Origin of the sequence: Bradyrhizobium sediminis, from assembly GCF_018736105.1 — a bacterium.
Lineage (GTDB): Bacteria > Pseudomonadota > Alphaproteobacteria > Rhizobiales > Xanthobacteraceae > Bradyrhizobium.
Genome location: NZ_CP076135.1, coordinates 4,082,379 through 4,104,647 on the forward strand (window position 1 = coordinate 4,082,379; position 22,269 = coordinate 4,104,647).

Here is a 22,269-nt window from a genome sequence, read left to right on the forward strand (position 1 = left end):
CGCACCATGGCTCTGAAAGAAAGCCGCGAGATTTACTTCCGGGCAGCCTCGAAGGGACTGATGAGATCGCCCGATTTCAGTTTTTCCGGAAACAGGATGACCTGCTTGCCCGGGCTGCGGAACTGCTCGATGTTCTTGTCCGCGATGCCGCGGAACTGGGCCTGCACGACCCCGCTTTCCTTCCACTCGCCGTCCGCCGCGAACGTGATCGACCCGACAATGGTCTTGTGAGTGTTCTCGCGCAGATATTTCGCCAGCGCCTTCTGGTCGAGTGATCCCACGGCCTTGATGGCCTGCTCGATCATCTGACCGTTGGCGTAGCCGTAGGGCGCGAGGTAGTAGCCCAGCGGATCGACCTTGGCTTCCACGGCGCGTTTCGTATAGGTCTCGAAGAACGCCTTCGTGCCCTCGTTGTACATTTTCGGTTCCGGCAGCCATGTGTTGTAGTTGACGACGCCATTGAGCAGCGAACCGAGATTTTCCATGACCGCGCCGAATTGCAGGCCGACCATGCCGCCGCCGAACAGTTTGACGCTGTCGCCGATCCCGATCTCGTTCACGCCGCGCAGGATTCCAGCCGAATCCGGCGGGTAGGACGCGACATAGACGATGTCGGGCTTGGCGGCCTTGAGCGCGCGGAGAATGCCGGAGAATTCCACGGTGCTCGGTGGATAGGCCTGATCGAACACGATTTTCATGCCGAGCCTGGTCGCGACCTCCCTGGCGGTCTTGGCCAGATTCTGGGCGAATTCCTGGTCTGCCGCGAGCAGTGCAATGGTCTTGCCGCCGGCCTTCTGGCCGAGATCGAGGAAGGAAGATGCCCAGCTGTCGGCCGGTCCCCACGGCGCATTGTTGAACCACATGTCGTGGCCGACCTTGCTGTTCACCTGGAACGAGAAGTTGCCCATCAGCAGCATGCCGCGCTGCTTGACCAGCGGCATCAGCGGCGCCGTCGGCACCGTCGCGTAGGGGGCGAACAGGATATCGACCTTGTCGACGTCCAGCAGCTTCGAGTAGATCGCAGGCGTCTCCGAAGCGCTCGATTTGTCGTCATAGACGACGAGTTCGACCTTGCGGCCGAGCAGGCCGCCTTTGGCGTTGACGTCATCCCGCCAGACCTCGATGCCGAGCAGCGAGGCCTTGCCGCCGCCGGCTAGGCCGCCGGTTTGCGCCATGCTCATGCCTATCTTGATCGGCGGCTGCTGTGCGACTGCGCCCGAGGTCAACCCAAGCATGGCAACCGCGACTGTTCCGCCGAGAAGTGTCCTGCGTTTCATTTGATTCTCCCCATTTGTCTCTTGTTTTGGTGGTATATTGGATGAACACAGCGGACATCACAATGAAAAAGGATCATGTCCGCTTTTGACCCGAAGTGGACAAGCGCCCGCCGGGTCATTTGAATTGGGCGACCGCGAGCTGGCCCGCGCGCTTCCTCCTCTGCGTTTCATATTGTTGGCTGCACCATATGCGGGTTTCCCGGCTCGTCTTCGTTCAAATCCGTCCCAACGCGGTCAGGATCACCTGCGGCGTCAAGGGAATCTCGGTGATCACGGCGCCGAGCGGCCTGAGCGCATCGTTCACTGCATTCGCTACCGCCGCGGCAGCTCCCGCCGTACCGGCCTCCCCTGCGCCCTTTGCACCCAACTCCGTCTCCGAGGTCGGCGACACCACGTGGCCGACATCGATGTCGGGCATCTCGCCGGACATCGGAACCAGGTAATCGGCCATGTTGGCGTTGGTCAGCTGACCGCGTTCATCGTAGACGCACTTCTCGAACAGCGCAGCACCTAGGCCTTGCACCACGCCACCCCGAATCTGTTCGTCGACCAGCTGCGGGTTGATGAGGGTGCCGCAATCCTCGACCACCCAATGGCGGAGCAGCTTGACGAAACCGGTGTCGGTGTCGACTTCCAGCCAGGAGGCCTGAACCCCGTTGGTGAAGGCAAATGGATATTCGCGCGGCACGAAGTGGCGCGTCGCCATCAGCTCGGGCTGAGTGCCCGGCGGCAGCGTATCGGGACGGAAATAGACGATCCGTGCGAGCTCGCGCAGCTCCATGCGCGGCGCGCCGTCGCTGCCGTTCACGATCGCGCTGCCGGCGATGTCGAGCTCGGCTGGCGAAGATTGCAGGATGGCGGCAGCGACATCCAGGATGTTCCTGCGCAAGATCTTCGCTGCCTGAAGCGCGGCCTCGCCGCCGATGCCGGCGCCGCGCGATGCCCAGGTGCCGCCGCCATAGGGCGTGTTGTCGGTATCGCCCAGAATGACGCGAACCCGCTCCATCGAGACGCCGAGCACGCTGCCGACGATCTGGGCGGTGAGGGATTCCGAGCCCTGCCCCTGTTCGGTAATGCTGGTCTGGCATATCACCGACCCCTGGGCGTCCAGCCGCACCGCTACGCCGTCCTGCGACGAGATGCGAGCGCCGCCAACACCGTAGAACGCCGCGCTGGGATTGGTGACTTCGATGAAACTGGCGATGCCGATGCCGCGATGAACCTTCTTGGCCCGCAATGCCGCCTGCTCGGCACGCAGCGCGTCATAATCCATCATCGCCATCAGCTTGTTCATGGCGGCGTGATGTGACAGCAGTTCGAACCTCAGACCCGAGGGCGAAGTGCAGGGATAGCCGTCATCGGCAATGAGATTGCGGCGGCGGATCTCGACCGGATCCATCGCGATCTTCGCCGCCGCGAGATCGACCAGGCCTTCCGTCACCGAGCAGGCGATCGGATGGCCGACCGCGCGATACTGGCACATGACATTCTTGTTCTGGAACACGACGCGGGCGCGGGCGCGATAATTCTTCATCACATAGGGGCCGCCGACGAGATTGACGACCTGATTGGCCTCGATGGCGCTGGTGCGCGGATACATCGAATAGGGCCCGATGCCGGTGAGATCGTCGATCTCGAACGCCGTGATGGTCCCGTCGCGTTTGACGCCGATCCGTCCCTTGCAGCGATGGTCGCGGGCGTGAATATCGGTATTGAAGCTTTCGACCCGGTCTGCCACGAACTTGACCGGACGGCGCAACAGCTTCGACAGCGCATAGGTGGCCATTTCGTCGGCGTAGATATGGACCTTGATGCCGAAGGAACCGCCGACGTCCTTGCAGACCACGCGGACCTGCTGCTCCTGCAGTCCAAGGTGCAGCGCCGCAATATTCTGCACCATGTGCGGCGCCTGCGTGCCCTGGTAGATCGTCAGCCGCTCCTCGGCGACGTTCCAGTCGGCCACGACCGAACGCGGCTCCAGTGTCACGCCGGTATGCCGTCCAAAGATGAAATCGGCTTCCACCACCTCGTCGGAGCCGGCGAACGCCGCATCGACCTCGCCGGCGTCATGGTTGCGCTCGAAGGCGAGGTTGTCGCCCAACGCGGAATGAATCACCGGGGTTGCCGGATCGAGCGCGGTGCGCATGTCCGTCACCGCCTCCAGTTCCTCGTATTCGACCCTGACGACCTCCGCGGCGTCTTCTGCCACGGCGCGGCTGGTCGCCACGATGGCGGCAACGGCTTCGCCCTGCCAGCATACGCGATCGATGGCGATAGCGTGCTGGGGAGCGGACTTGAGACCCTTCAGATGCGAGAGCACGCCTACCCACGGCGTGATGACATCAGCAAGCTCCTTACCCGTCACCACGGCGATGACGCCGGGCACGCGCCGGGCTGCGGCGGCATCAATACCGATGATCTTCGCATGGGCATGAGGCGAACGCAGGAACACCACCTGCCCCATGCGCGGCAGCTCCATGTCGCTCACATAGAGCCCACGCCCCTGCATCAACCGCTCGAGGTTCGGCCGCGGCACCGTCTTGCCGATATAGGAATTCGGCCGGTCGAGCTCGGAGAGAATCTCGGGATTTGCCGACGTGATCGTCATACCCTGCGTCCTCCACGCGCCCGCGCCGTGGTCTCGACCGCATCGATAATGGCCTGGTAGCCGGTACAGCGGCAGTAATTGCCGGAAAGATGCTCGCGGATCCGGTCGCGGTCCGGCCTGGCCTCCTGCTTCAGCAAATCCTGCGCCGCCATCAGCATGCCCGGGGTGCAAAACCCGCACTGCAGCGCGTTGCGATCGCGAAAGGCGGCCTGCAGGTCGGCGACTTCGCCGCTGTCGGACAATCCTTCGATGGTCTGGACCGCGGCGCCGTGTGCTTGCACCGCCAGCATCAGGCAGGACCGAACGATCTCGCCGTTCACCCGCACTGTACAGGCGCCGCAAACCCCATGCTCGCAGCCGACATGTGTCCCCGTCAGTTGCAGCTGCTCTCGGAGAAAATCCGCCAGATTGAGGCGCGGCAGGACCAGCGCATCGACGCGCTCGCCGTTGACATCGAGCGAGATCGATACGGGAGCGGTCACGCAGATCCCCCGGCGCCCAGATCGCTGCGGCCAAGCAGCGTGCCGACGCATCGCGTCAGCAACACTCCTGCGAGATGTCGCCGCATGGAGGCGGATGCCTGCAGGTCAGACTGGGGATCGAGTTCCTGGCTGAGGGCTGCCAGAGCCGCCGACAATACCGCGGGCGTGATAGCTATGTTGACCAGCTTGGTCGCGGCCTTGGCCAACACCGGCCGGTTGCCGACGGCAAAAAAGGCAAGCCGGAGATCGGCGAAGAGATCGCCCTCCACGACCGCCTGCGCCGCAAGGCCGGCGATGGCGTAGTCGCCATGCCGCCGCGCGAATTCGCAGAAGAAATGCGCAGACTTTCTTCGCGCCGCCGGCAGCTCAACGGCAACCAACAGTTCCTGCGCCGACAGCGCCGTCTCATAGATGCCCGTGAAAAAATCCGTCGCCACCACGCGCCGCTCGCCGGTCTTGCCGCGGATGATAATCGTCGCATTCAACGCTACCATGCAGGCCGGCAGTTCCGACGCGGGATCGGCATGGGCGAGGCTGCCGCCGATGGTGCCGCGGTTGCGGATTGCGGGATGCGCAACATGCGCAATCGCTTCGGTCAACAGCGGCGCGTGCGCGGCAATTTCCGGCGATCTCTGGAGCTCGACATGGCGGGTCAACGCGCCGATCCTGACCGTATCGCCGGTCACGGAAATACCGCGCAGTTCGGCGACCTCGCCGATATCGACGACAAGTTCGGGCGAGATCAGGCGCAAATTCATCGCGGGCATCAGGCTCTGGCCGCCCGACAGCACCTTCGCCCTGTCCCCATGCGCTTGGAGCAAATCCAGCGCGTTCACGACGCTGGTTGCGCGTGCGTAAGCGAAAGCCGCAGCTTTCATCTGGCGAGACCTCCCCCGGGGGCCGTTTGGCGCATTTTCTTTGGATTAGACGGCGGCGACCTCTAAAGGTCAAGTTTGTTTATCGAGCGATTATTTCTGATGACTCGACTTTCGGACTTGTCATAATGGCCTCAACGACAGACGACCCGGCTCGCGTCAAGCCCGGAAACCAGGGAGGAGAGGCAATGAATCTGGGATTCTTCACGATGCCGATCCATCCTCTCGGCAAGGACTGGCGGCTGTCCCTGCAGGAAGACCGCGAAGCCTTCCTGCTCGCCGACGAACTGGGGTTCACCGAAGCCTATGTCGGCGAACACATCACCGACCAGGCCGAGAACATTACTTCCTGCATCGCGTTCATTGCCTGGATTGCGGCCGCGACCAAGAAGATCAGGCTCGGCACCGGCACGATCAACATGCCGAACACCCATCCCGGCACCGTCGCCGCCACCATGGCGATGCTCGACCACATGCTCGACGGCCGGCTGATCTTCGGCATCAGCCCCGGCGGCCTGTTGTCGGATGCGGAATTGTTCGGCAATCTGGACGCCGATCGCAACGCGATGTTCCTTGAATCGATCAATCAGGTGCTGGAGATCTGGGTCGGCGAAGCGCCTTACGATCTCCAGGGAAGATACTGGAACATCACGACGCAGAAGACCCTGATCAGGGACATCGGCCAGGGAATCATCGCCCGCCCCCTGCAGCGGCCGCATCCGCCCATCGTCGTGACCGCCGTCGCGCCGTTCTCGAAGGGCGTCACCGAGGCCGCCGCGCGAGGCTGGGATCCGATCTCGGCCAACTTCCTGATGCCGGCCTGGGTAAAGAGCCACTGGCCGAAATACGCCGAGGGCTGCGAACGCGGCGGCCGCGCCGCTGATCCTGCAAACTGGCGCGTCGCAAAAAGCGTCTTTGTCGCCAAGGATGCGGCCACCGCCAAGGCCTATGCGACCGATCCGGATGGGCCCTACGTCTATTATTACCGTTCGCTGTTCACCAAACTGAAGAAGAACGGCCGCATCGAGCTGTTCAAGACTCGCCGTGACCAGCCCGACGATGAGGTGACGCTGGAGACGATCTGCGACAGGCTGATCATTCATGGAACGCCTGATAGCGTCGCGGATCAACTGCTGGCTTTCCAGGACGAGGTCGGCCAATTCGGCACGCTGCTCTATGCCGGCAAGGATTGGATGGATCGCGAGCTTGGACGCCGATCCATGATCCTGATGGCCGAGAAGGTGATGCCGCGCATCAATGCCGGCACGGCGAGCCGATCCAAGGCCGCGGAATAATCCGCAATTGAGGAGGGCGCGCCGTGGCCTGGACCGATCGCATCCCCTATCAGGCGCAAGTCGACCGGCCGAAACTCCGGCTGCCTGATGGCAAGAGGCTCGCGGTATGGATCATCCTCAACGTCGAGGAGTGGCGGATCGAGAACGCGATGCCGCGAACCGTGCTTAGCCCGCCGATGGGACAGCCGTTGCTGCCGGATGTGCCGAACTGGTCCTGGCACGAATACGGCATGCGCGCCGGCTTCTGGCGCCAGTTCAAGGCGCTGACGGACCGCCATATTCCGGTAACGCTGGCGCTGAACGCCAACGTCTGCCGCTCCTACCCCCGCGTCGCATCGGCGGCGCGCGAGGCTGGCTTCGAATTCATGGGCCATGGCTTCGTCCAGGGCCCGATGCACAAACTGGACGACCAGGCCGATGCGATCAGGCGGGCGATCGAGACGATCGCAAAATTCACCGGCAAGCCGCCGCGATCGTGGGAAAGCCCGGGCCTGACGGAAACCGAGGAAACCCTCGATCTGCTGCGCCTCAACGGCATCGAATATGTCGCGGACTGGGTGATCGACGATCTCCCGCAGGATATCGCGACGCCTCATGGCACCATCACGACCATTCCGTATTCGGTCGAGACCAACGACATCGTCATCCACGCGCTACAGCATCTCTCGTCCGGGCAATTTCTGCAGCGCTGCACCGACCAGTTCGACCGTTTGTATCTCGAGGGCGCCAGCAATGCGCGGGTGATGGCGATCTCGATCCACCCCTACATCACCGGCGTCCCGCATCGGATCAAGTATCTCGAAGCGCTGCTCGATTACGTCATCGGCCATGACGGCGTCGCACTGATGACCGCAAGCGAGATCGGCGACTGGTACCGGACTGAAATGTCGAAATCCTGATCCGGACCGGACGGGGTCGAAGAGATCATGCCAAGGCCGCTCTTCCGACCGTCTTCTCGGTTGCACACCTGGATCCACCGGCTGACGCAAAGAACCGCGCGAAGCCGGTCAGAAAAGCGTCCAGCGCGCCGCTGATCACCTGGCTCTTGTCTTCCAGAACCGGAGACTCGAAGATGTATTTGCGAACTCCGTAGTAGAAGATTCCGCTTTGCAGCACCCACGCCATCTCGAGCTCGGAAGAACTCGGCTTGCTCTGCTCCGGAAGCCCCGCTTCATGACGGCATTCGTTGACAATGCGTGACAGAATCTTGTCCTCCACCACGCCGATGTACCATCGGTTGATGTCGAGCCCCTTCAGGCCCGCGTAGAAATAGATGCGAAGCCATTTGCGGGTGAAGATAACGTCGGTGTAGGCGTTGTAGAATTCCTGCAACCGGTCGCGGATCGGCCGGGAGCGATCGGTCAGCAGCTTCTCCCAGCCGGGATCGAACGGCTCGAGATAGACGGTGCGATAGACTTCCTTGATCAGGTCGTCCTTGCTTGGAAAGTAGCGGTACAAGAGCGGCTGCGTGACGCCGAGCCGCCGCGCCAGATCGCGTGTCCCGCCGTCGAATCCCTCCTCCGAGAAAAACTCGGTGGCCTTGGCCACGAACTCCCGGCGGCGGTCGTCCGGCGACAGCCGCTTCTGCTTGACGCGTGCACGCTTGGGTAACGCTTTCGTGCTCATGGCGGGGCGTCGGGCTTGAGAAACCGGCCATAGCTGCCGCGCGCAAACAACAGCGGCTCTTGCCGGTTGTAGGCATAGGCCTCGACGGCGCCGAGGAAGATCACATGGTCGCCGCCATAGTATCGGTTGGCGGCGCGGCATTGGAAATTCGCAACGCTGTCGGCGAGAACCGGCGCATTGCCGAGGCCCGGCGTCCATTCGACCCCGGCGAACTTGTCTTCCGAGGACTTGGCGAATTTGTTGGCGAGCGCCTGCTGCGATGCGCCGAGAACATTGACCGCGAAATGGCTGGCGTTCTGGAAGATGCTCAGGCCCTGCGAAAACATCCCCAGACTCCACAGCACCAGCGGCGGATTCAGCGATACCGAGGCGAACGAATTGCAGGTCAGCCCATAAGGCTTTCCGTCGGCGGCGACCGCCGTGATGATGGTGACGCCGGTGGCGTAGGTGCCCAGCGCGTTGCGAAAGTCCCGGGGATCGATCAACGAGCTGTCGCTGGCCAACTCGTTGGCCGGGTCCCGGTTGATCGGATGCTTGGGCGCGTCGGTCATGCGCGGGCCTCAGAGCGTCAGATTTTCGGACGGCAGGCCAAGGGCCACGCGGCCGAAATTGGTGCCAGCCGCGTCGAAATTGAACGCAAGGTGCGAATTGATGGCGTGGGCGTCGCGGAACTGCCGCTGCAGGGCGCCCGTCGTGAACAAGCCGCGCGCGCCGCTCGCCGAGGACAACAGCGAGACTGCTTCGGTGCATAGATTGACGGAATAGGCGCCGTCACGCCGCAATCTGGTCTTTTCAGCCATATCCGGAATCTGGCCGGACCTTGCATCGGCCATCGCCTCCAGGCATCGCGAGCGCATGATCAGGCGGGCGGCGTCGATCTTCGCGGACGCCTCGGCAATCTTGATCTGCGTGCTCTGGAAGTCACCGAGCTTGGCGCGATTATAGGTCGATGCGCGATGACGGGTGATGTCGATATAGTCGTCCAGGCAGGCCTGTGCGTTACCCAGGCCCGCGCCGGAAAGCACATAGGGGAATAACGAGAAGACCGGAAGCGCATAGAGCGGATTTGGATTGGCGGCGCTGCCAGGGGTCGAACCGCCTGCGAGATCGCCCACCGCAACCGTCATCGGTTCCGCGACGAAGATTTCGGCGACCTCGACATCGTTCGATCCGGTTCCCCTCAGCCCGCTCGCATTCCAGGTGTCGGTGACCTTGTAGTCCGTCTTGTGGAGCAGGAATATCCGGTATTCGATACCGTCGGCTTCATCCTCCGAGGCAACGACGCCGCCGAGCATGTTCCATTCGCTCGAGCCCACTCCCGACGAGAACGGCCAGTGTCCCTGCAGCAGATATCCGCCGTCGACCTTGCTGGCCCGGCCGGAGGGAAAAATGAAGGAAGATGCGATCAGGGCATCGGCGTTGTTGCTCCAGATCAGGTCCTGAGCGCGCCGATCGAACATGCCGAGCATCCAGTGGTGGCTCGCGAGATTGGCGAAATTCCAGGCCACCGACGCATCGCCTTGCGCGAGCACATCGGAGCAATCCACCAGCGCCACATAGTCCAGCTCGGAACCGCCTACCCGCTTCGGCTGCATGATCCTGAACAAGCCGGCATCATGCAGATCGCGCTCCGTCTCCGGCGGCAAACGCCGCAGCTCTTCGGTTCTGGAGGCGCGTTCGCGCAAGCGCGGAACGAGCGCTCTGGCGCGGTCGATCATGGCGGCATAGGTGCGGTCGTCCGCGGGCGGACCTGCGTCTGGCATATTGCCAACACCTCCCATTTGCGCGTCCCTTGCTCTATCTCGCCGGTCGTTGCGGTCTTGAGGTGCGACCGGTCGAGCTAAGCAGCAAGTCACTTACGAACCGTACTTGACCGGTCGAAACTATCCGATGATTGTTTATCGCCTGATCACTAATTATTCAAGGCGCGGCCGGCGCCGCCCGCAAATTCAACTGGCCGGGAGCGAACTCGCATGGACAAGACCGTTGGGATCGTTGGGCTTGGTATCATGGGAGGCGCGATCGCCCGCAATCTCGTCGAGCGCGGGTGGCGCGTTGTCGGCTTTGACATCGACGCCGCACGATGCGCCGAGCTTGCGCGCGACAACGTCATTATCGCCGATAACGCCGGACAGGTCGCGCGCGACGCGCCCATCATCATGACCAGCCTTTCCAGTCCCGAGGCGGTCAAGGATGTTGCAGCTACCATCGCCAATTCCGGTCAGACAAAGCGAATTGTGGTCGAACTCTCCACACTCAGCATCCCCGACAAGCTGTGCTTCGAAGCCATCCTGAACCAGGCTGGCCACGTCGCACTGGATTGCCCGCTGAGCGGAACCGGCGCGCAAGCCAGAAATCGCGATCTTGTGGTCTATGCCAGCGGCGACAGCGCTGCTATTGCCCGGTGCGCCGATCTGTTCGCCGATTTTGCCAAACAAAGCGCCGATCTCGGCGCCTACGGCAATGGCAGCCGGATGAAGTTCATCGCCAATCACCTGGTCGCCATTCACAATGTCGCCGCCGCCGAGGCGATGGTCCTGGCGCAGCGCGCCGGACTCGATCCGAAGATGGTGGTCGACATGATCGGTCCCGGCGCCGGCGGCTCGCGAATGTTTCAGATGCGCGCTCCGATGATGGTCGAGGGTGTCTATGAACCCGCGACCATGAAGGTTTCGACCTGGAAAAAGGACATGGCCATCATCGCCGAGTTCGCCGATGACGTCGGCTGCGCGACCCCGCTGTTTACGCTGACGCAGCCGGTCTACGCGCAGGCGTTGGCGATGGGGCTCGGAGATCAGGACACCGCATCGGTGTTCGAAGTGTTGAAGAAGACCATCGTCACCGATCCCAAGGCCGGCATAGGCCCGCAGCGATAACTGTGGCCCCGGATTTCGCAAGAGCTCGATCCGGGCTACGTTTCCGTTGCCGCAGGTGGCCGCCTCACCACAACTCGTCATCCTCCGCGAAAGCGGAGGACCCAGTATTCCAGAGGCGCTTGAGATCAATCGAGAGGCCGCGGCGTACTGGGTCGCCCGGTCAAGCCGGGCGATGACAACGTGGGGCACCTGTCGCATGCGTGCACGATCCAAATCTGCTGATTCATTTTTCGAACAGCGCGTGTCCGAAGACACAGCTTCACATTCTCGCGGCGCGATGCGCCCGAGCTTTGCGTCGATGGTCACCCTCTGAAAGAAGAGGGCGCAGGGAAGACCGGGTGCGCGCTGCACCCGCGGTCCCGTGTGCAATTGTTATTGGGAAAAACGCACACGAGCATACAGGTTCAGCGGAGGCAATCCGGCCTTCCCTGCGCAATGGTTCTACGGCTTATTCCGAGCTCTCCCTGGTGACCGGGCTTTCTTGCCACCATCATCCGCGGGAAGTTTTGCTTCCCGCGAACTTGACGCCAGCGTCGGGGCGTCAGGACCACACGTCTTTGCCGTCCGCTCGAGTCACGCTCGTCAGTCGCAACTTCCGCGTCCATCGCATCCCACCGCGCGTTCGTGACGATCGCGATCCGCCCCTCTCATCGGGTGAGACGCGCGAAGTCGTAGTGCTGATTTGCCCGACGGGTTAAGCGGAATCTTGCCCGTCGGGTTGATTTGTCGCACCTGCACCATGAGGTCGAGAGGGACCTGGGTTTGCCTTCAGGCGACCTTCTCCGGCTGTGCAGGAACGGCGCCGTCGAGAAATCCGACCAGACGCCCGCGGATGATGCGCTCCGCATCCGTCATGATGCGGTCGATCAATTCCTTCACGGTCGGCACATCCTTGATCAGGCCGACCACCATCCCGCAGCTCCAGGCCCCAGCGTCCATCTCGCCGTCGATCATGACCTTGGGATAGACGCCTGCGACCTCCTCGTGGATATCGGCGATCTTCAGGCCGGCGCCCTTCTCGCGTTCGATTTCCATCAGGCGGTCGACGGCTTTGTTCTTCAGCACGCGTTCGGTATTCCGGAGCGCGCGCATCACAAGCCGGGTATCGAGCTCGGAGGCCGCGACCAGCGCCTTCTTGACGTTGTCATGCACCGGCGCTTCCTTGGTCGCGATGAAGCGCGTGCCCATGTTGATGCCGGCCGCGCCCATCGCCAGCGCCGCCACCAGGCTGCGCGCATCCGCCATGCCTCCCGACGCCACGAATGGAATCTTCAATTCCTCGGCGGCGCGCGGCAGCAGGATCATGTTCGGCATGTCGTCTTCGCCGGGATGCCCGCCGCATTCGAAGCCGTCGACGCTTACCGCGTCGCAGCCGATCTGCTCGGCCTTCAGCGAATGCCGGACCGAGGTGCATTTGTGGATGACCTTGATATCAGCGGCCTTCAGCGCCGGCATGTATTGCTCCGGGCTGCGTCCTGCGGTTTCGACAATCCTGATCCCGCCTTCCCTGATGGCGGCGATGTATTCCGGATAGGGCGGCGCGGCGAAGGTCGGCAGGAATGTCAGGTTCACGCCGAACGGCTTGTCCGTCATGTCGTGACAGCGCGCGATCTCCTTGGCCAGCAATTCGGGCGTCCGCTGCGTCAGACCGGTGATGATGCCGAGGCCGCCGGCGTTCGACACCGCGGACGCCAGCTCCGCGAAGCCGACATAATGCATGCCGCCCTGAATGATGGGATGCTCGATGCCGAACATTTCAGTGATTGCTGTCTTCACGAATTCCTCCGGTTCTTCTTACGTGCAATGTCCTGGCAAGCCTATATCACGCTTCGAAGCCCGCGAACGGCGCTCCTTCACCACTTCTCGCCAAAGGGGCGTATTTCCAGTTCAAACGTCCAGGCGCTGCGCGGCTGCCGATAAAGCAGCCAATAGGATTCCGCGACCGACGATGGCGGCATCAGGAGATCGGGGTTATCGAGCGCACCCGGCCCCAGCGCCTCGAGCCGCCGCTGGCGCACCCATTCGGTATCGACGCCGGAATCGATGACGAGGTGGGCGACGTGGATATTCCTTGGTCCGAGTTCGCGCGCCATCGACTGGGCGACGGCGCGCAGGCCGAACTTGGCGCTGGCGAAGGCGGCATAGCCCGATCCGCCGCGCAGGCTCGCGGTCGCGCCGGTGAAGAAGATATTGCCCTTGCCCCGGGGCAGCATCAGGCGCGCGGCCTCGCGGCCCGCGAGAAAGCCGGAATAGCAGGCCATTTCCCAGACCTTGCGGAACACGCGCTCGGTGGTGTCCAGAATCGGGAAGTTGACGTTGGCGCCGACGTTGAAGATGCAGACCTCGAGCGGCGCGTGCTTGTCGGCATCCTCCAGGAAGGAGACGACTTCCTCTTCCTTGCGCGCATCGAGCGAGCGGGCGTGGATCTCGCCGCCCGCCGCCTCGATCTCCTTCACCAGCGGTTCGAGCTTGGCGCCGTTGCGGCGTCCGGCGAATACCGTGAAGCCCTCAGAGGCAAACTTCCTGGCGATTTCGCTGCCGATGAAATCACCGGCGCCGATTACGGCCACGGTCGCGTTTCTCTTCTGCAAGGGTCTGCTCCCGGTCAGGTCTAATTCCGTCAATTTCTGATCTGCGTCGATGGTGTCGGACCGTCGTCGCGGCTGGTCTGCTCGACAATCGATTCCTCGACGTCGCGAAGCTGGTCCTTGCCGAAGAACATTTCGCTTCCGACGAAGAAGGTCGGCGAACCGAAGGCGCCGCGGGCAACGGCATCGTTGGTCGCTTCGATCAGCCTCTTCTTGACCTCGTCCTGCTGCGCGCGGGCAATCAACCTGTCGATATCGATGCCGGACGAAATGAACGCATTCCGGAAAACCTCGAGATCGTCCATTTTCTTCGGCTCCTCCCACATGTGATGGTAGGCGGCACGGAAATAGGGTTCGAACGTGCCCTCGAACCGGGCGGCGACGGCGCCCCGCATCAGCATCAGCGTGTTGACCGGGAAAAAGGGATTCTGCCTGAACGTCGTGATGTCATGGCGCCGGATGAAGCGCCGGGTCTCCAGCGCATTATATTCGGGTTTGTTCTTGATGCCGCGGAGCGACTCGAACGGCGACAGGTTGTTGGTGGCCTTGAAGATGCCGCCGAGCAGCACCGGCACATAGTCGAACTTCACCCCGGTGCGCCGCTCGATGCCGGGCAACGCCTTCTCCGCCAGATAGGCATTCGGGCTACCGAAATCGAACTGAAATTCAACCTTCAGGGGACCTGCCAACGAACCCTCCTCCTGGAGTCATTCTCTCTGACCCGCGGCGGCGATCCGGCCACCGGGCGAGGATCAAGCACTAAAGTTCTATAATTGAACTGTCAAGCCGGATGCAGTTTTCCGACTGCGCCGCATGTTATTTGCCATAATTGGATGGTTGTTCCAAACTTGGTTCCTAATTAGAATGATCTAAAATTGAACCGATTCAGACGGGACCGACCGGAGAATGCGATGAAGTGGGATGAACTCGAGGAGGAGCCGTGTTCATTGGCCCGGACGGTCGGGGTAATCGGCGATCGCTGGACCCTGCTGATCCTGCGCGAATGCTTTCTGCGGACCCGGCGGTTCGAGGGCTTTCAGTCGGCATTGGGCATTACCCGGCACCTGCTCGCGGAGCGCCTGAAGAAACTGGTTCGCCTCGGCGTGCTGCGCCGGATTCCGTACCAGGAATCGCCGAAACGGCATGAATACATCCTGACCCAGAAGGGCCTCGACCTGTACCCGATCATCATGGCGATCGTGCATTGGGGCGATACCCACATGGTCGACGAGCGCGGCAGGCCCCTGCTCCATGAGCACAAGAGCTGCGGCAAGATGTTCGATCCGGTGCTGGTCTGCTCGGAATGCGGCGAGCCCGTCACGGCCAAGGACGTCCACGTGCATCCCGGACCAGGCAAGCGGCAGCCGGCAGGAGCCGCTGCGGAGCTACCCAGGATGGTTAAAACGAAAGCCCGCGGCCGCGCGGTCTGACCTTCGGCCGCTGCTTCCGATCGAGCTGCGATCCAGTCCAGGCCGTGAGTAGTCCTCAAGCCAAGGCAGACTCTTGCTTCGCGCAGACGGCGAACTGCTCGTCATGGTTCGGCGACCAGCGCGGAGCGGGCGTAGTCGGCGCCGCGCGATGCGGCGCGCTGGAAATGCCGGCCAGTCAGCGTGGCCAGTCACGGCAAGCTGGCTGGAGTCCCGACGAGGTCGCCGATGCAGAAATGAGCCATGTGCGCGACAGCTTCGGCACTGTGGTAGTCACCGAATTCGGCAGTGGCTTCCTTGCCGGCGTACATTCGGGCGATTCCAGCGCCACCGGGGTGATGGGGTGCCCACTCGGTGATGTCGTAAACTTTTCCCGAGACGATGATCCAGCAGTCGTCGCGGGTGTTGTGCAGGGCGACCTCTTCGCGCGTGACGGGACGTGTACCCTTGGCGGGAGCAGCTGGCGTCCAGAGCTTGCCGGTAATCGTGGCGTAGTTGGCCTTGGCGGCCCGACGGAAGTCCCACGGCCCCAATCTCTTGTAAGGCAATTCGGTGCCGATATTGCGGGCGTCGTACGCATAGATCCAGGAGTCGTCCTCGCCGCCGCGCTTGTCGTGGGCAAAGGCCGGGCTCACTCGCTCGTCGAGCTTCTCGAGTAGCGCCTTTTGCTCAGCGGTGTCCTTGGCGCGCAAATGATCGAAGGCGAATTTGGAGCCGAGCTGGAAGCGGGTGGCGCGGTAATGCCGCACGCGCTCGTAGTGCAACATCGCCGTTGCGACATCGCGCTTGTGCAGGGCGAAGGCGCTGGCGAGCGCGGCGGCGTCCTCGAAGGACTGCGCGGCGCCCTGGCCAAACGTGGGAAGCATCGGGTGCGCCGCGTCCCCGAGCAGACAGATGCGGCCCTGCACCCAGGTTTCGAGCGCGTCACGATCGTAGAGGCCCCACTTCGTGGGACGAACGATCGCCCCCGCCAGAGCGAGCAGGTCGTCTCTGCTGGCGCTCCCCGTGAATGCCTCGCCCACCTCGCGAAGGATCTCCTCCTGACTGACGGGAAACCAGTCGCCCTCCTCCTGCTCGAACGCGGCAGAGTCGGGCTCATATCGGGCGATCCACACGTTCAACAACTCGCCGCCGCGCACCCAGTACGTCGTCGCCCCGCTCTTGTCGTTCCGATGGCGGTCCATGCTGAACGAGTCGACGGGATTGTGGTCCAGCGGGCTGCCGTCAGCCTTCCGGAGCGAGGCGACCGCCGTCCGCGGAATCAGCCCACGAAAGCAGGTCACCTCGGTCCAGCGCTTGGGACGCGGGTTCGGCCACGCCAGCTGCAACGTGGCAGAGTTGATCCCGTCGGCACCCACGAGAACCTCTCCCGTGGCGGTCCGACCATTCGAAAAGGTCGCCGTCACCTCGCCGGCGGTCTGACACAACTGTGTCAGCCTGCAGTCCATATGCACGGTGATCGGACATGGCGCCCCGCTGTCGGGACCGAACTCGAACACCCGCTTATACAGGCACATCAACAGGTCCAGCCTGTGCATGTGATGAAACCCGGCGCCGTCGCCCGCCGCGGTGACATGATCGAACGACCTCTTTGTCACGCTCCCGTCTGCATTGAACTGCCGTGTCGACTCCAGAATTGCCGCCCGGCCGCCGTCGATCGCCCCGTCGGGGCCCTTGGGATCCCCGCCATCGAGGTCGACGCCCAGCCAACGACATATCCTCGCCCCGTTGGGCGGGACGTTCAACCCGGCGCCTGCGGTGCTGGGCACCTTCGTCTGCTCGTAGATATCGACCGATGCGAAGACGCCGGACTGTCGCAGCGCCAACGCCGTCATCAACCCGCCCATTCCCGCACCGACAATCACTGCCCGCATCCTGTCGTCCTTCCGAAGCAAGCGAACGCACCGATTTCCCATCTCGCGGCGGGAGTAAGGTGGATGTCGTCCGAACAGATGGGTCGAGACTAGCCGCGGGCGGACCGGAAATGAAGCAGCTTCTCGCGTGGCCAGGAAGCGCCGAATTATGGGTCATTCGCGACCGGGCGGAACCAGTGACAAGTCCGCCCATGACGCGCCAATGCGTCCACGCCCTAGTCGACCGTGCGATACATCGGCTTCCTTGCGCGGACCGGATCGAGCAGCGACCAGTCGCCCTGTTCCACCACATGGCCCTTGGGAAAAGGCGGGCGAACCTCCTGGCCGAGCGATCGCATCACCCGGTCGTCGCGGTAGTAGCAAAGCAGCACCACGCGGACCAAGGCAGCCAGCGACGCGCCGCCGACCTCACGAAAGACGGCGGCCACCTCGGTGCGGTGCTCCGATTCCAGGTCGGCGAACGCACAGCCGCCGATCGCGGCGAGATGCGCCAATGCACGCGCTATGTCGTCGCGGTCGCGCTCCAGGCTGCGCAGGATGTCGTTGAGTATTTTATCGTCGTCGGCGCCGGGCACGTCGTAGACCGTGCTCGCGGGGATGATCATGCCGGCCAGCGCGCGAAGGTCGCGGATTTGGTCGGGGGAAAGCTCGTGGTTCTGCATGAAAATCGCTTTCAGTCGAACAGATTGGCGAGGCGCTGCTTGATGCTGTCGGCGATATAGAGCGCCAGCGCCTGAATCGTCGAGGTCGGGTTCACGCCGCCTGACGTCACCCAGATGCTGCCGTCGACGATGAACAGATTCTTCACGTCATGGCAGCGGCCCCATTCGTTGACCACCGAACGCTCCGGATCGGTTCCCATGCGCGCGGTGCCGAGCAGATGCCAGCCGCCGTTCAGGATCGGACTCTCGACGGCGACATTGCTGGCGCCGGCGGCGGTCAGAATCTCCTTGGCCCGCGCGATGCCGTGGTTCATCATCTTCATGCTGTTGGCGCTGATGGTGTAGTCGAGTTTTGGCGCGGGGATGCCGCTGGAATCCTTCAGCACGGGATCGAGCGTCACCCGATTGTGCTCCTCGGGCAGGTCCTCGCAGATCGCCGAAAGCCCGATGCGGCGGTTCACCAGTTTCCGGTAGGCGGCATGGTGGTCGTCGCCCCAGGGCAGTCGCCCGGCGGCGGAGCTAACGATCGCTTCCATGATGGCGCCGACGCCGCGGCCGAACTGGAAGGTATAGCCGCGAACGAAATCGCGGCCAGGGTCGGTCTCGTAGAATTCCTGGCTCCACAGGCAGAGCGGCGGGCCGTGATTGCCATCGAGCGGTTCGTCGACATAGCCGTAGGTCAGCGCGTAAGGGTGAAACATCAGGTTCTTGCCGACCAGCCCTGAGGAATTGGCAATGCCGTTGGGGAATTTCGCCGACACCGAATTCAGCATCAGCCGCGGGGTACCGACGCCGTTGCAGGCGAGGATGACGACTTCGGCGGGCTGGAATTGCTCCTTGCCCTCGGCGTCGTAATAGATGACGCCGGACGCCATGCCGTGCTCATCGACCGTGACTTCGCGAACCCGGCACATGGTGCGTAATTCGACCCCGGCGCGGATCGCGTGCGGCCAATAGGTAATATCGGTGGAGGCCTTGGCGCCCTGCGCGCAGCCGGGCGTGCAGTGGCCGAGATTGATGCAGCGCGCGCGGCCCTCGTAGTCGGTGGTGGCAATGGTCGAGTCGGACGGCCACCAGTGCCAGCCGAGCTGGTTCATCGCCTTGCCGAACCGGGCGCCGGATTTGCCGAGCGGCAGCGGCGGCATCGGCGGCTGCTTCGGCGGATAGGCGGGATCGCCCGCGAGCCCCGAGACGCCCATCATGCGGTCGTTCTCGGCGAAGTACGGCTCCAGCGTGGCGTAATCGATCGGCCAGTCGTCGGCGACCCCGTCGAGCGTGCGCACCTTGAAATCGGAGGGATGCATGCGCGGGAAATGCGCAGTGTACATGATGGTGCTGCCGCCGACGCCGTTGAAATTCACCACCTTGATCGGTGAATTGGCGTCGTTGATCGGGTAGTCGGTCGGCCGCGCGCGGCGGTTGGGGTTGATGGCGAAATCGCTGAACAGGCGCGCCTCCCAATCCCTTCCGTTGCTGGGATAGTCCGCCGGCTTCACCCAATCGCCCTGCTCGAGGCAGACGATCCGCATCCTGGTATCGGCAAGGCTCCACGCCACCGCGGCGCCAGATGCGCCGGAACCGACGATCAGGACATCGACTTTTTCAAGCATCGATTTTTTCCTCCCGGCATTCATTGATAGCCAGTTCGTTTCAGCCTGTCAGCATGCGTCACAGCATAGGTGATGCTATTGCAGATTCAGACAAAAGCAGCTTTGCTTGGAAAAACCGGGAGGGGTGGCGTGGCGGACGGCGAGCGCGATGGCGCAGACACTACTTATGAATGCGACGTGCTCGTGGTCGGCTCCGGCGCCGCCGGCATGTCCGCCGCCGTCACCGCAGGCCATGGCGGCCTCAATGTCCTCATTGTCGAGAAGGAGCCGCGTTTCGGCGGCACCACCGCGCGCTCCGGCGGCTGGCTCTGGATTCCCGGGACGTCGCTGGCGCACGCCTGGGGCATCAAGGAGAGCCCGGATCAGGCGCGAACCTATCTGCGGCATGAAGCGGGCAACAGCTTCGACGCGGCGCGGGTCGATGCCTTCCTTACCGCCGGACCGGAAGCGGTCGATTTCTTCACCTCGCAAACCGCACTGCGTTTCGACATGCCGCTGGTGTTTCCCGACTATCATGCCGAAGCACCCGGCGGAACCCAGGGCGGCCGCTCGATGGTGACGCGGCCGTTCGACGGACGCGAGCTCGGCCCACATGTCAGGAATCTCGGCGCGCCGCTGCCGGAATTGACCGTGTTCGGCATGATGCTGGGGTCGGGCAAGGAGATCATCCACTTCATGCGCGCGACCAAATCGCTGACGTCGGCGGTTTATGTCGCCAAGCGGCTGTCCCGCCATCTCATGGACGTGATGCGTTACGGCCGCGGCATGACGCTGACCAACGGCAACGCGCTTGCCGGACGGCTGGCGAAATCCGCCTTCGACCTCAACATACCCCTGTGGCTGTCATCCCCCGTCCGCGAACTGATCGTCGACAACGGTGCGGTGCGCGGCGCCATGGTCGAGCGGGAAGGACGCCTCGTCCGCGTCCATGCCAGACGCGGCGTGGTGCTGGCCTGCGGCGGCTTCCCGCATGACGTTGCCAGGCGCAAGGCGATGTTTCCGCACGCGCCCGACGGCACCCAGCATTATTCGCCCGGCCCGGCCGGCAACACCGGCGACGGCCTGCGCATGGCGGAAGCGGTCGGCGGACGCGTCGAAGACACACTGCCCAATGCCGCGGCATGGGTGCCGGTATCGGTCACCAAGCGGAAAGACGGCACCAGCGGCGTGATGCCGCATTTCATCGATCGCGCCAAGCCCGGCGTGATCGCCGTGATGCGCGACGGCGCGCGCTTTGCGAACGAGGGCAACTCCTATCACGACTTCGTCCAGGACATGATGAAGGCCGCCAGGCCCGGCGAAGAGATCGCCGCCTTCCTGATCTGCGATCACAAAACCCTGCGCAAATATGGCCTCGGATGCGTGCCGCCGTTTCCGATGCCGATCGGCCGCCACCTCAGCACCGGTTACCTCATGCGCGGCGCTACGCTGGCGGAACTGGCGACCAAGGCCGGTATCGACGCCCGAGGGCTCGAGGCGACGGTGACGCAGTTCAATGCATCGGCGGCGAGCGGACAGGATACGGCCTTCGGCAAGGGATCGCGCGCGTATAACCGCTTTCAGGGCGATGCGCTGCACGGACCGAACCCCTGCGTCGCCCCGGTCGAAAACGGACCTTTCTACGCGATCAGGATGGTGATCGGAGATCTCGGCACCTATGCCGGGATCAGAACCGATGCGAGCGCCCGCGCGCTGGACGGCGATGGCCGCGTCATCGAAGGGCTCTATGCCGCCGGCAACGACATGGCGAGCATCATGGGCGGCAACTATCCCGGCGCCGGCATCACGCTCGGGCCCGCGCTGACCTTCGGCTATATCGCGGGCCGGCATATTGCGGATGCATCGAAGCCGTGAAGATCAGAGCGCAGTCGACAGCAGGCTGCCGCCGATGACGCGCGAATGTGCGCGGAATTCCGCCACGACTTCATCTTCGAAGGTCACGCGAACGTCATAGATTCCGGAGCGCACGGAACGCACGACCTCCGTCGCCGTCGCTACGAGACGGTCGCCGAGCCTGGTCGGCCGCAGGAACGAAATGCTGCAATGCGCGGAGACCGTTCGTTCATTGTAGGCGTTGCTGGCCAGTGAAAATGCCGCGTCGGCGAGTTTGAAAATCGCGCCACCGTGCGTGATGCCAATGCCGTTGACCATGCCCGGCAGCACGGTCATGGCGACTGTGGCCCGGCCCGCGTCGATCGATAACCGCTCCAGGCCGAGGCTTCGCAGGGCTGCATCCTGTCGCCACAGGAAATCCGCACAGGCCAGCGCCAGCTTGCTCGACGAAATGGCGGCCATATTTCCCACAAAAACCTCCTCGATCGATGATCTCGCATGAAGCGGGCTTCGGCCACACCGTAGCGCTGCACGCAATGCATTGCGTCATGCGGTCGGAGGACGTTCGCGATGACGCGCAAGCACACACCGATGGATCACAAGAGATCACGAATTGATGCGGCTCCGTCATCCAATCGACGGACGCGGCGCGGCAGCCGGTCTGCTAACGCAGAGCCAATTATCCCCGGCCGCTCGGTGGTGGACCGGCAACATCCCAACTCGAAAGGAAGAGCCATGGCTCATGTTGGAAGCTGCTTCTGCGGCGCTGTCAAACTGGAGGTCACCGGCTCGCCGGAAGCCATGGGTTATTGCCACTGCAGTTCCTGCCGTTCGTGGTCCGGTGGGCCCGTGAATGCCTTCAGCCTCTGGAAGCCGGGAGCCGTGCGCGTAACATCGGGAGCCGAACATGTGGCGACGTTCCAGAAGACCCCGCTCAGCCAGCGCCAATATTGCGCGAAGTGCGGCGGGCATCTGATGACCAATCACCCGCCATTGGGACTCGTCGACGTATTCACCGCGACGATCCCGACGCTTGCCTTCGCGCCCGGCGTTCACGTCAATTATGCCGAAACGGTGCTGCCGATGCGGGACGGCCTGCCGAAGCTGAAGGATTTTCCGAAGGAATTTGGCGGCTCGGGCGAGGCCGTCGCGGAATAGCGGTCGCCTCATCCGACAGCCGTCGATCGGCGAGGTCGCCAATATCCGATCTGCAATAGAACAGGCAGGGGGATCCGA

The 22,269-nt window shown here is 63.1% G+C and carries 20 protein-coding genes; 6 read left to right on the top strand and 14 right to left on the bottom strand.

The window, feature by feature from the left end; genetic code table 11:
• Nucleotides 1-32 precede the first annotated feature (32 nt).
• The 4 genes from KMZ68_RS19655 to KMZ68_RS19670 form a co-directional block, all read right to left on the bottom strand.
• The gene (locus KMZ68_RS19655; RefSeq protein WP_215612829.1) at nucleotides 33-1,277 is read right to left on the bottom strand and encodes an amino acid ABC transporter substrate-binding protein; all 1,245 of its coding nucleotides are present in this window, start codon (nucleotides 1,275-1,277) and stop codon (nucleotides 33-35) included.
• 214 nt (nucleotides 1,278-1,491) lie between these two features.
• On the bottom strand, nucleotides 1,492-3,885 hold the full coding sequence (locus tag KMZ68_RS19660) for a xanthine dehydrogenase family protein molybdopterin-binding subunit (RefSeq protein ID WP_215612830.1): 2,394 nt from the start codon (nucleotides 3,883-3,885) through the stop codon (nucleotides 1,492-1,494).
• Nucleotides 3,882-4,367 carry a (2Fe-2S)-binding protein gene (locus KMZ68_RS19665; RefSeq protein ID WP_249779417.1) on the bottom strand — a complete coding sequence of 162 codons (486 nt, stop codon included), beginning with the start codon at nucleotides 4,365-4,367 and terminating at the stop codon, nucleotides 3,882-3,884. The genes KMZ68_RS19660 and KMZ68_RS19665 overlap by 4 nt, the downstream gene beginning before the upstream one ends.
• Complete coding sequence (locus KMZ68_RS19670; RefSeq protein ID WP_215612832.1) at nucleotides 4,364-5,245, bottom strand: FAD binding domain-containing protein; 882 nt, start codon at nucleotides 5,243-5,245, stop codon at nucleotides 4,364-4,366. The genes KMZ68_RS19665 and KMZ68_RS19670 overlap by 4 nt, the downstream gene beginning before the upstream one ends.
• Before the next feature lie 185 nt (nucleotides 5,246-5,430).
• Between KMZ68_RS19670 and KMZ68_RS19675 the strand changes: the two genes are divergently transcribed.
• Nucleotides 5,431-6,537, top strand: coding sequence for an LLM class flavin-dependent oxidoreductase (locus KMZ68_RS19675; protein ID WP_215612833.1), 1,107 nt, complete (start codon nucleotides 5,431-5,433; stop codon nucleotides 6,535-6,537).
• 23 nt (nucleotides 6,538-6,560) lie between these two features.
• A complete protein-coding gene (locus tag KMZ68_RS19680; protein WP_215612834.1) occupies nucleotides 6,561-7,436 on the top strand; it encodes a polysaccharide deacetylase family protein in 876 nt (291 codons plus the stop codon).
• A 25-nt stretch (nucleotides 7,437-7,461) separates the two neighbouring features.
• Here KMZ68_RS19680 and KMZ68_RS19685 read toward each other — a convergent pair whose 3' ends face one another.
• From KMZ68_RS19685 to KMZ68_RS19695, 3 genes are read right to left on the bottom strand one after another with little or no spacing between them, the layout of a single operon-like run.
• Nucleotides 7,462-8,163 (bottom strand): TetR/AcrR family transcriptional regulator, encoded by a 702-nt coding sequence (locus KMZ68_RS19685; RefSeq protein WP_215612835.1) that lies wholly within the window; start codon nucleotides 8,161-8,163, stop codon nucleotides 7,462-7,464.
• Nucleotides 8,160-8,714, bottom strand: coding sequence for a flavin reductase family protein (locus KMZ68_RS19690; RefSeq protein ID WP_215612836.1), 555 nt, complete (start codon nucleotides 8,712-8,714; stop codon nucleotides 8,160-8,162). Before KMZ68_RS19690 ends, KMZ68_RS19685 begins: the two co-directional genes overlap by 4 nt.
• A gap of 9 nt (nucleotides 8,715-8,723) precedes the next feature.
• On the bottom strand, nucleotides 8,724-9,926 hold the full coding sequence (locus KMZ68_RS19695) for an acyl-CoA dehydrogenase family protein (RefSeq protein ID WP_249779418.1): 1,203 nt from the start codon (nucleotides 9,924-9,926) through the stop codon (nucleotides 8,724-8,726).
• Between the two features lie 210 nt (nucleotides 9,927-10,136).
• On the opposite strand from KMZ68_RS19695, the gene KMZ68_RS19700 reads away from it, so the two are divergent.
• Nucleotides 10,137-11,039: an NAD(P)-dependent oxidoreductase gene (locus tag KMZ68_RS19700; RefSeq protein ID WP_215612837.1), complete on the top strand. Its 903-nt coding sequence runs from the start codon at nucleotides 10,137-10,139 to the stop codon at nucleotides 11,037-11,039.
• Between the two features lie 768 nt (nucleotides 11,040-11,807).
• On the opposite strand, the gene KMZ68_RS19705 is transcribed toward KMZ68_RS19700, so the two are convergent.
• From KMZ68_RS19705 to KMZ68_RS19715, 3 genes are all read right to left on the bottom strand, one after another.
• Complete coding sequence (locus KMZ68_RS19705) at nucleotides 11,808-12,815, bottom strand: NAD(P)H-dependent flavin oxidoreductase (RefSeq protein ID WP_215612838.1); 1,008 nt, start codon at nucleotides 12,813-12,815, stop codon at nucleotides 11,808-11,810.
• A 77-nt stretch (nucleotides 12,816-12,892) separates the two neighbouring features.
• Nucleotides 12,893-13,630 (bottom strand): SDR family oxidoreductase, encoded by a 738-nt coding sequence (locus tag KMZ68_RS19710; RefSeq protein WP_215612839.1) that lies wholly within the window; start codon nucleotides 13,628-13,630, stop codon nucleotides 12,893-12,895.
• A 29-nt stretch (nucleotides 13,631-13,659) separates the two neighbouring features.
• The gene (locus KMZ68_RS19715; RefSeq protein WP_215612840.1) at nucleotides 13,660-14,316 is read right to left on the bottom strand and encodes a 2-hydroxychromene-2-carboxylate isomerase; all 657 of its coding nucleotides are present in this window, start codon (nucleotides 14,314-14,316) and stop codon (nucleotides 13,660-13,662) included.
• A 222-nt stretch (nucleotides 14,317-14,538) separates the two neighbouring features.
• On the opposite strand from KMZ68_RS19715, the gene KMZ68_RS19720 reads away from it, so the two are divergent.
• Entirely contained in the window at nucleotides 14,539-15,057 is a 519-nt protein-coding gene (locus KMZ68_RS19720) for a winged helix-turn-helix transcriptional regulator (RefSeq protein ID WP_215612841.1), read from the top strand.
• Between the two features lie 188 nt (nucleotides 15,058-15,245).
• Here KMZ68_RS19720 and KMZ68_RS19725 read toward each other — a convergent pair whose 3' ends face one another.
• The 3 genes from KMZ68_RS19725 to KMZ68_RS19735 all read right to left on the bottom strand — a co-directional run bounded on the left by KMZ68_RS19725 (nucleotide 15,246) and on the right by KMZ68_RS19735 (nucleotide 19,200).
• Entirely contained in the window at nucleotides 15,246-16,928 is a 1,683-nt protein-coding gene (locus KMZ68_RS19725; protein ID WP_215612842.1) for a cytochrome b5 domain-containing protein, read from the bottom strand.
• Between the two features lie 215 nt (nucleotides 16,929-17,143).
• Nucleotides 17,144-17,590 (bottom strand): hypothetical protein, encoded by a 447-nt coding sequence (locus KMZ68_RS19730; protein ID WP_215612843.1) that lies wholly within the window; start codon nucleotides 17,588-17,590, stop codon nucleotides 17,144-17,146.
• Between the two features lie 11 nt (nucleotides 17,591-17,601).
• The gene (locus KMZ68_RS19735; RefSeq protein ID WP_215612844.1) at nucleotides 17,602-19,200 is read right to left on the bottom strand and encodes a GMC family oxidoreductase; all 1,599 of its coding nucleotides are present in this window, start codon (nucleotides 19,198-19,200) and stop codon (nucleotides 17,602-17,604) included.
• Between the two features lie 207 nt (nucleotides 19,201-19,407).
• On the opposite strand from KMZ68_RS19735, the gene KMZ68_RS19740 reads away from it, so the two are divergent.
• The gene (locus tag KMZ68_RS19740) at nucleotides 19,408-21,054 is read left to right on the top strand and encodes an FAD-dependent oxidoreductase (RefSeq protein WP_249779655.1); all 1,647 of its coding nucleotides are present in this window, start codon (nucleotides 19,408-19,410) and stop codon (nucleotides 21,052-21,054) included.
• A gap of 3 nt (nucleotides 21,055-21,057) precedes the next feature.
• Here KMZ68_RS19740 and paaI read toward each other — a convergent pair whose 3' ends face one another.
• Nucleotides 21,058-21,495 carry a hydroxyphenylacetyl-CoA thioesterase PaaI gene (paaI, locus tag KMZ68_RS19745; protein ID WP_215612846.1) on the bottom strand — a complete coding sequence of 146 codons (438 nt, stop codon included), beginning with the start codon at nucleotides 21,493-21,495 and terminating at the stop codon, nucleotides 21,058-21,060.
• A gap of 273 nt (nucleotides 21,496-21,768) precedes the next feature.
• Between paaI and KMZ68_RS19750 the strand changes: the two genes are divergently transcribed.
• A complete protein-coding gene (locus KMZ68_RS19750) occupies nucleotides 21,769-22,191 on the top strand; it encodes a GFA family protein (protein ID WP_215616405.1) in 423 nt (140 codons plus the stop codon).
• Nucleotides 22,192-22,269: the final 78 nt, after the last annotated feature.

Excerpts from the sequence above, each read along its gene's own strand:
- KMZ68_RS19660 (WP_215612830.1), bottom strand. The coding sequence starts at position 3,885 with ATGACGATCACGTCGGCAAATCCCGAGATTCTCTCCGAGCTCGACCGG.
- KMZ68_RS19750 (WP_215616405.1), top strand. The coding sequence starts at position 21,769 with ATGGCTCATGTTGGAAGCTGCTTCTGCGGCGCTGTCAAACTGGAGGTC.
- KMZ68_RS19675 (WP_215612833.1), top strand. The coding sequence starts at position 5,431 with ATGAATCTGGGATTCTTCACGATGCCGATCCATCCTCTCGGCAAGGAC.
- KMZ68_RS19730 (WP_215612843.1), bottom strand. The coding sequence starts at position 17,590 with ATGCAGAACCACGAGCTTTCCCCCGACCAAATCCGCGACCTTCGCGCG.
- KMZ68_RS19720 (WP_215612841.1), top strand. The coding sequence starts at position 14,539 with ATGAAGTGGGATGAACTCGAGGAGGAGCCGTGTTCATTGGCCCGGACG.
- KMZ68_RS19690 (WP_215612836.1), bottom strand. The coding sequence starts at position 8,714 with ATGACCGACGCGCCCAAGCATCCGATCAACCGGGACCCGGCCAACGAG.
- KMZ68_RS19735 (WP_215612844.1), bottom strand. The coding sequence starts at position 19,200 with ATGCTTGAAAAAGTCGATGTCCTGATCGTCGGTTCCGGCGCATCTGGC.
- KMZ68_RS19685 (WP_215612835.1), bottom strand. The coding sequence starts at position 8,163 with ATGAGCACGAAAGCGTTACCCAAGCGTGCACGCGTCAAGCAGAAGCGG.
- KMZ68_RS19725 (WP_215612842.1), bottom strand. The coding sequence starts at position 16,928 with ATGCGGGCAGTGATTGTCGGTGCGGGAATGGGCGGGTTGATGACGGCG.
- KMZ68_RS19670 (WP_215612832.1), bottom strand. The coding sequence starts at position 5,245 with ATGAAAGCTGCGGCTTTCGCTTACGCACGCGCAACCAGCGTCGTGAAC.
- KMZ68_RS19655 (WP_215612829.1), bottom strand. The coding sequence starts at position 1,277 with ATGAAACGCAGGACACTTCTCGGCGGAACAGTCGCGGTTGCCATGCTT.
- paaI (WP_215612846.1), bottom strand. The coding sequence starts at position 21,495 with ATGGCCGCCATTTCGTCGAGCAAGCTGGCGCTGGCCTGTGCGGATTTC.
- KMZ68_RS19700 (WP_215612837.1), top strand. The coding sequence starts at position 10,137 with ATGGACAAGACCGTTGGGATCGTTGGGCTTGGTATCATGGGAGGCGCG.
- KMZ68_RS19695 (WP_249779418.1), bottom strand. The coding sequence starts at position 9,926 with ATGCCAGACGCAGGTCCGCCCGCGGACGACCGCACCTATGCCGCCATG.
- KMZ68_RS19740 (WP_249779655.1), top strand. The coding sequence starts at position 19,408 with ATGTCCGCCGCCGTCACCGCAGGCCATGGCGGCCTCAATGTCCTCATT.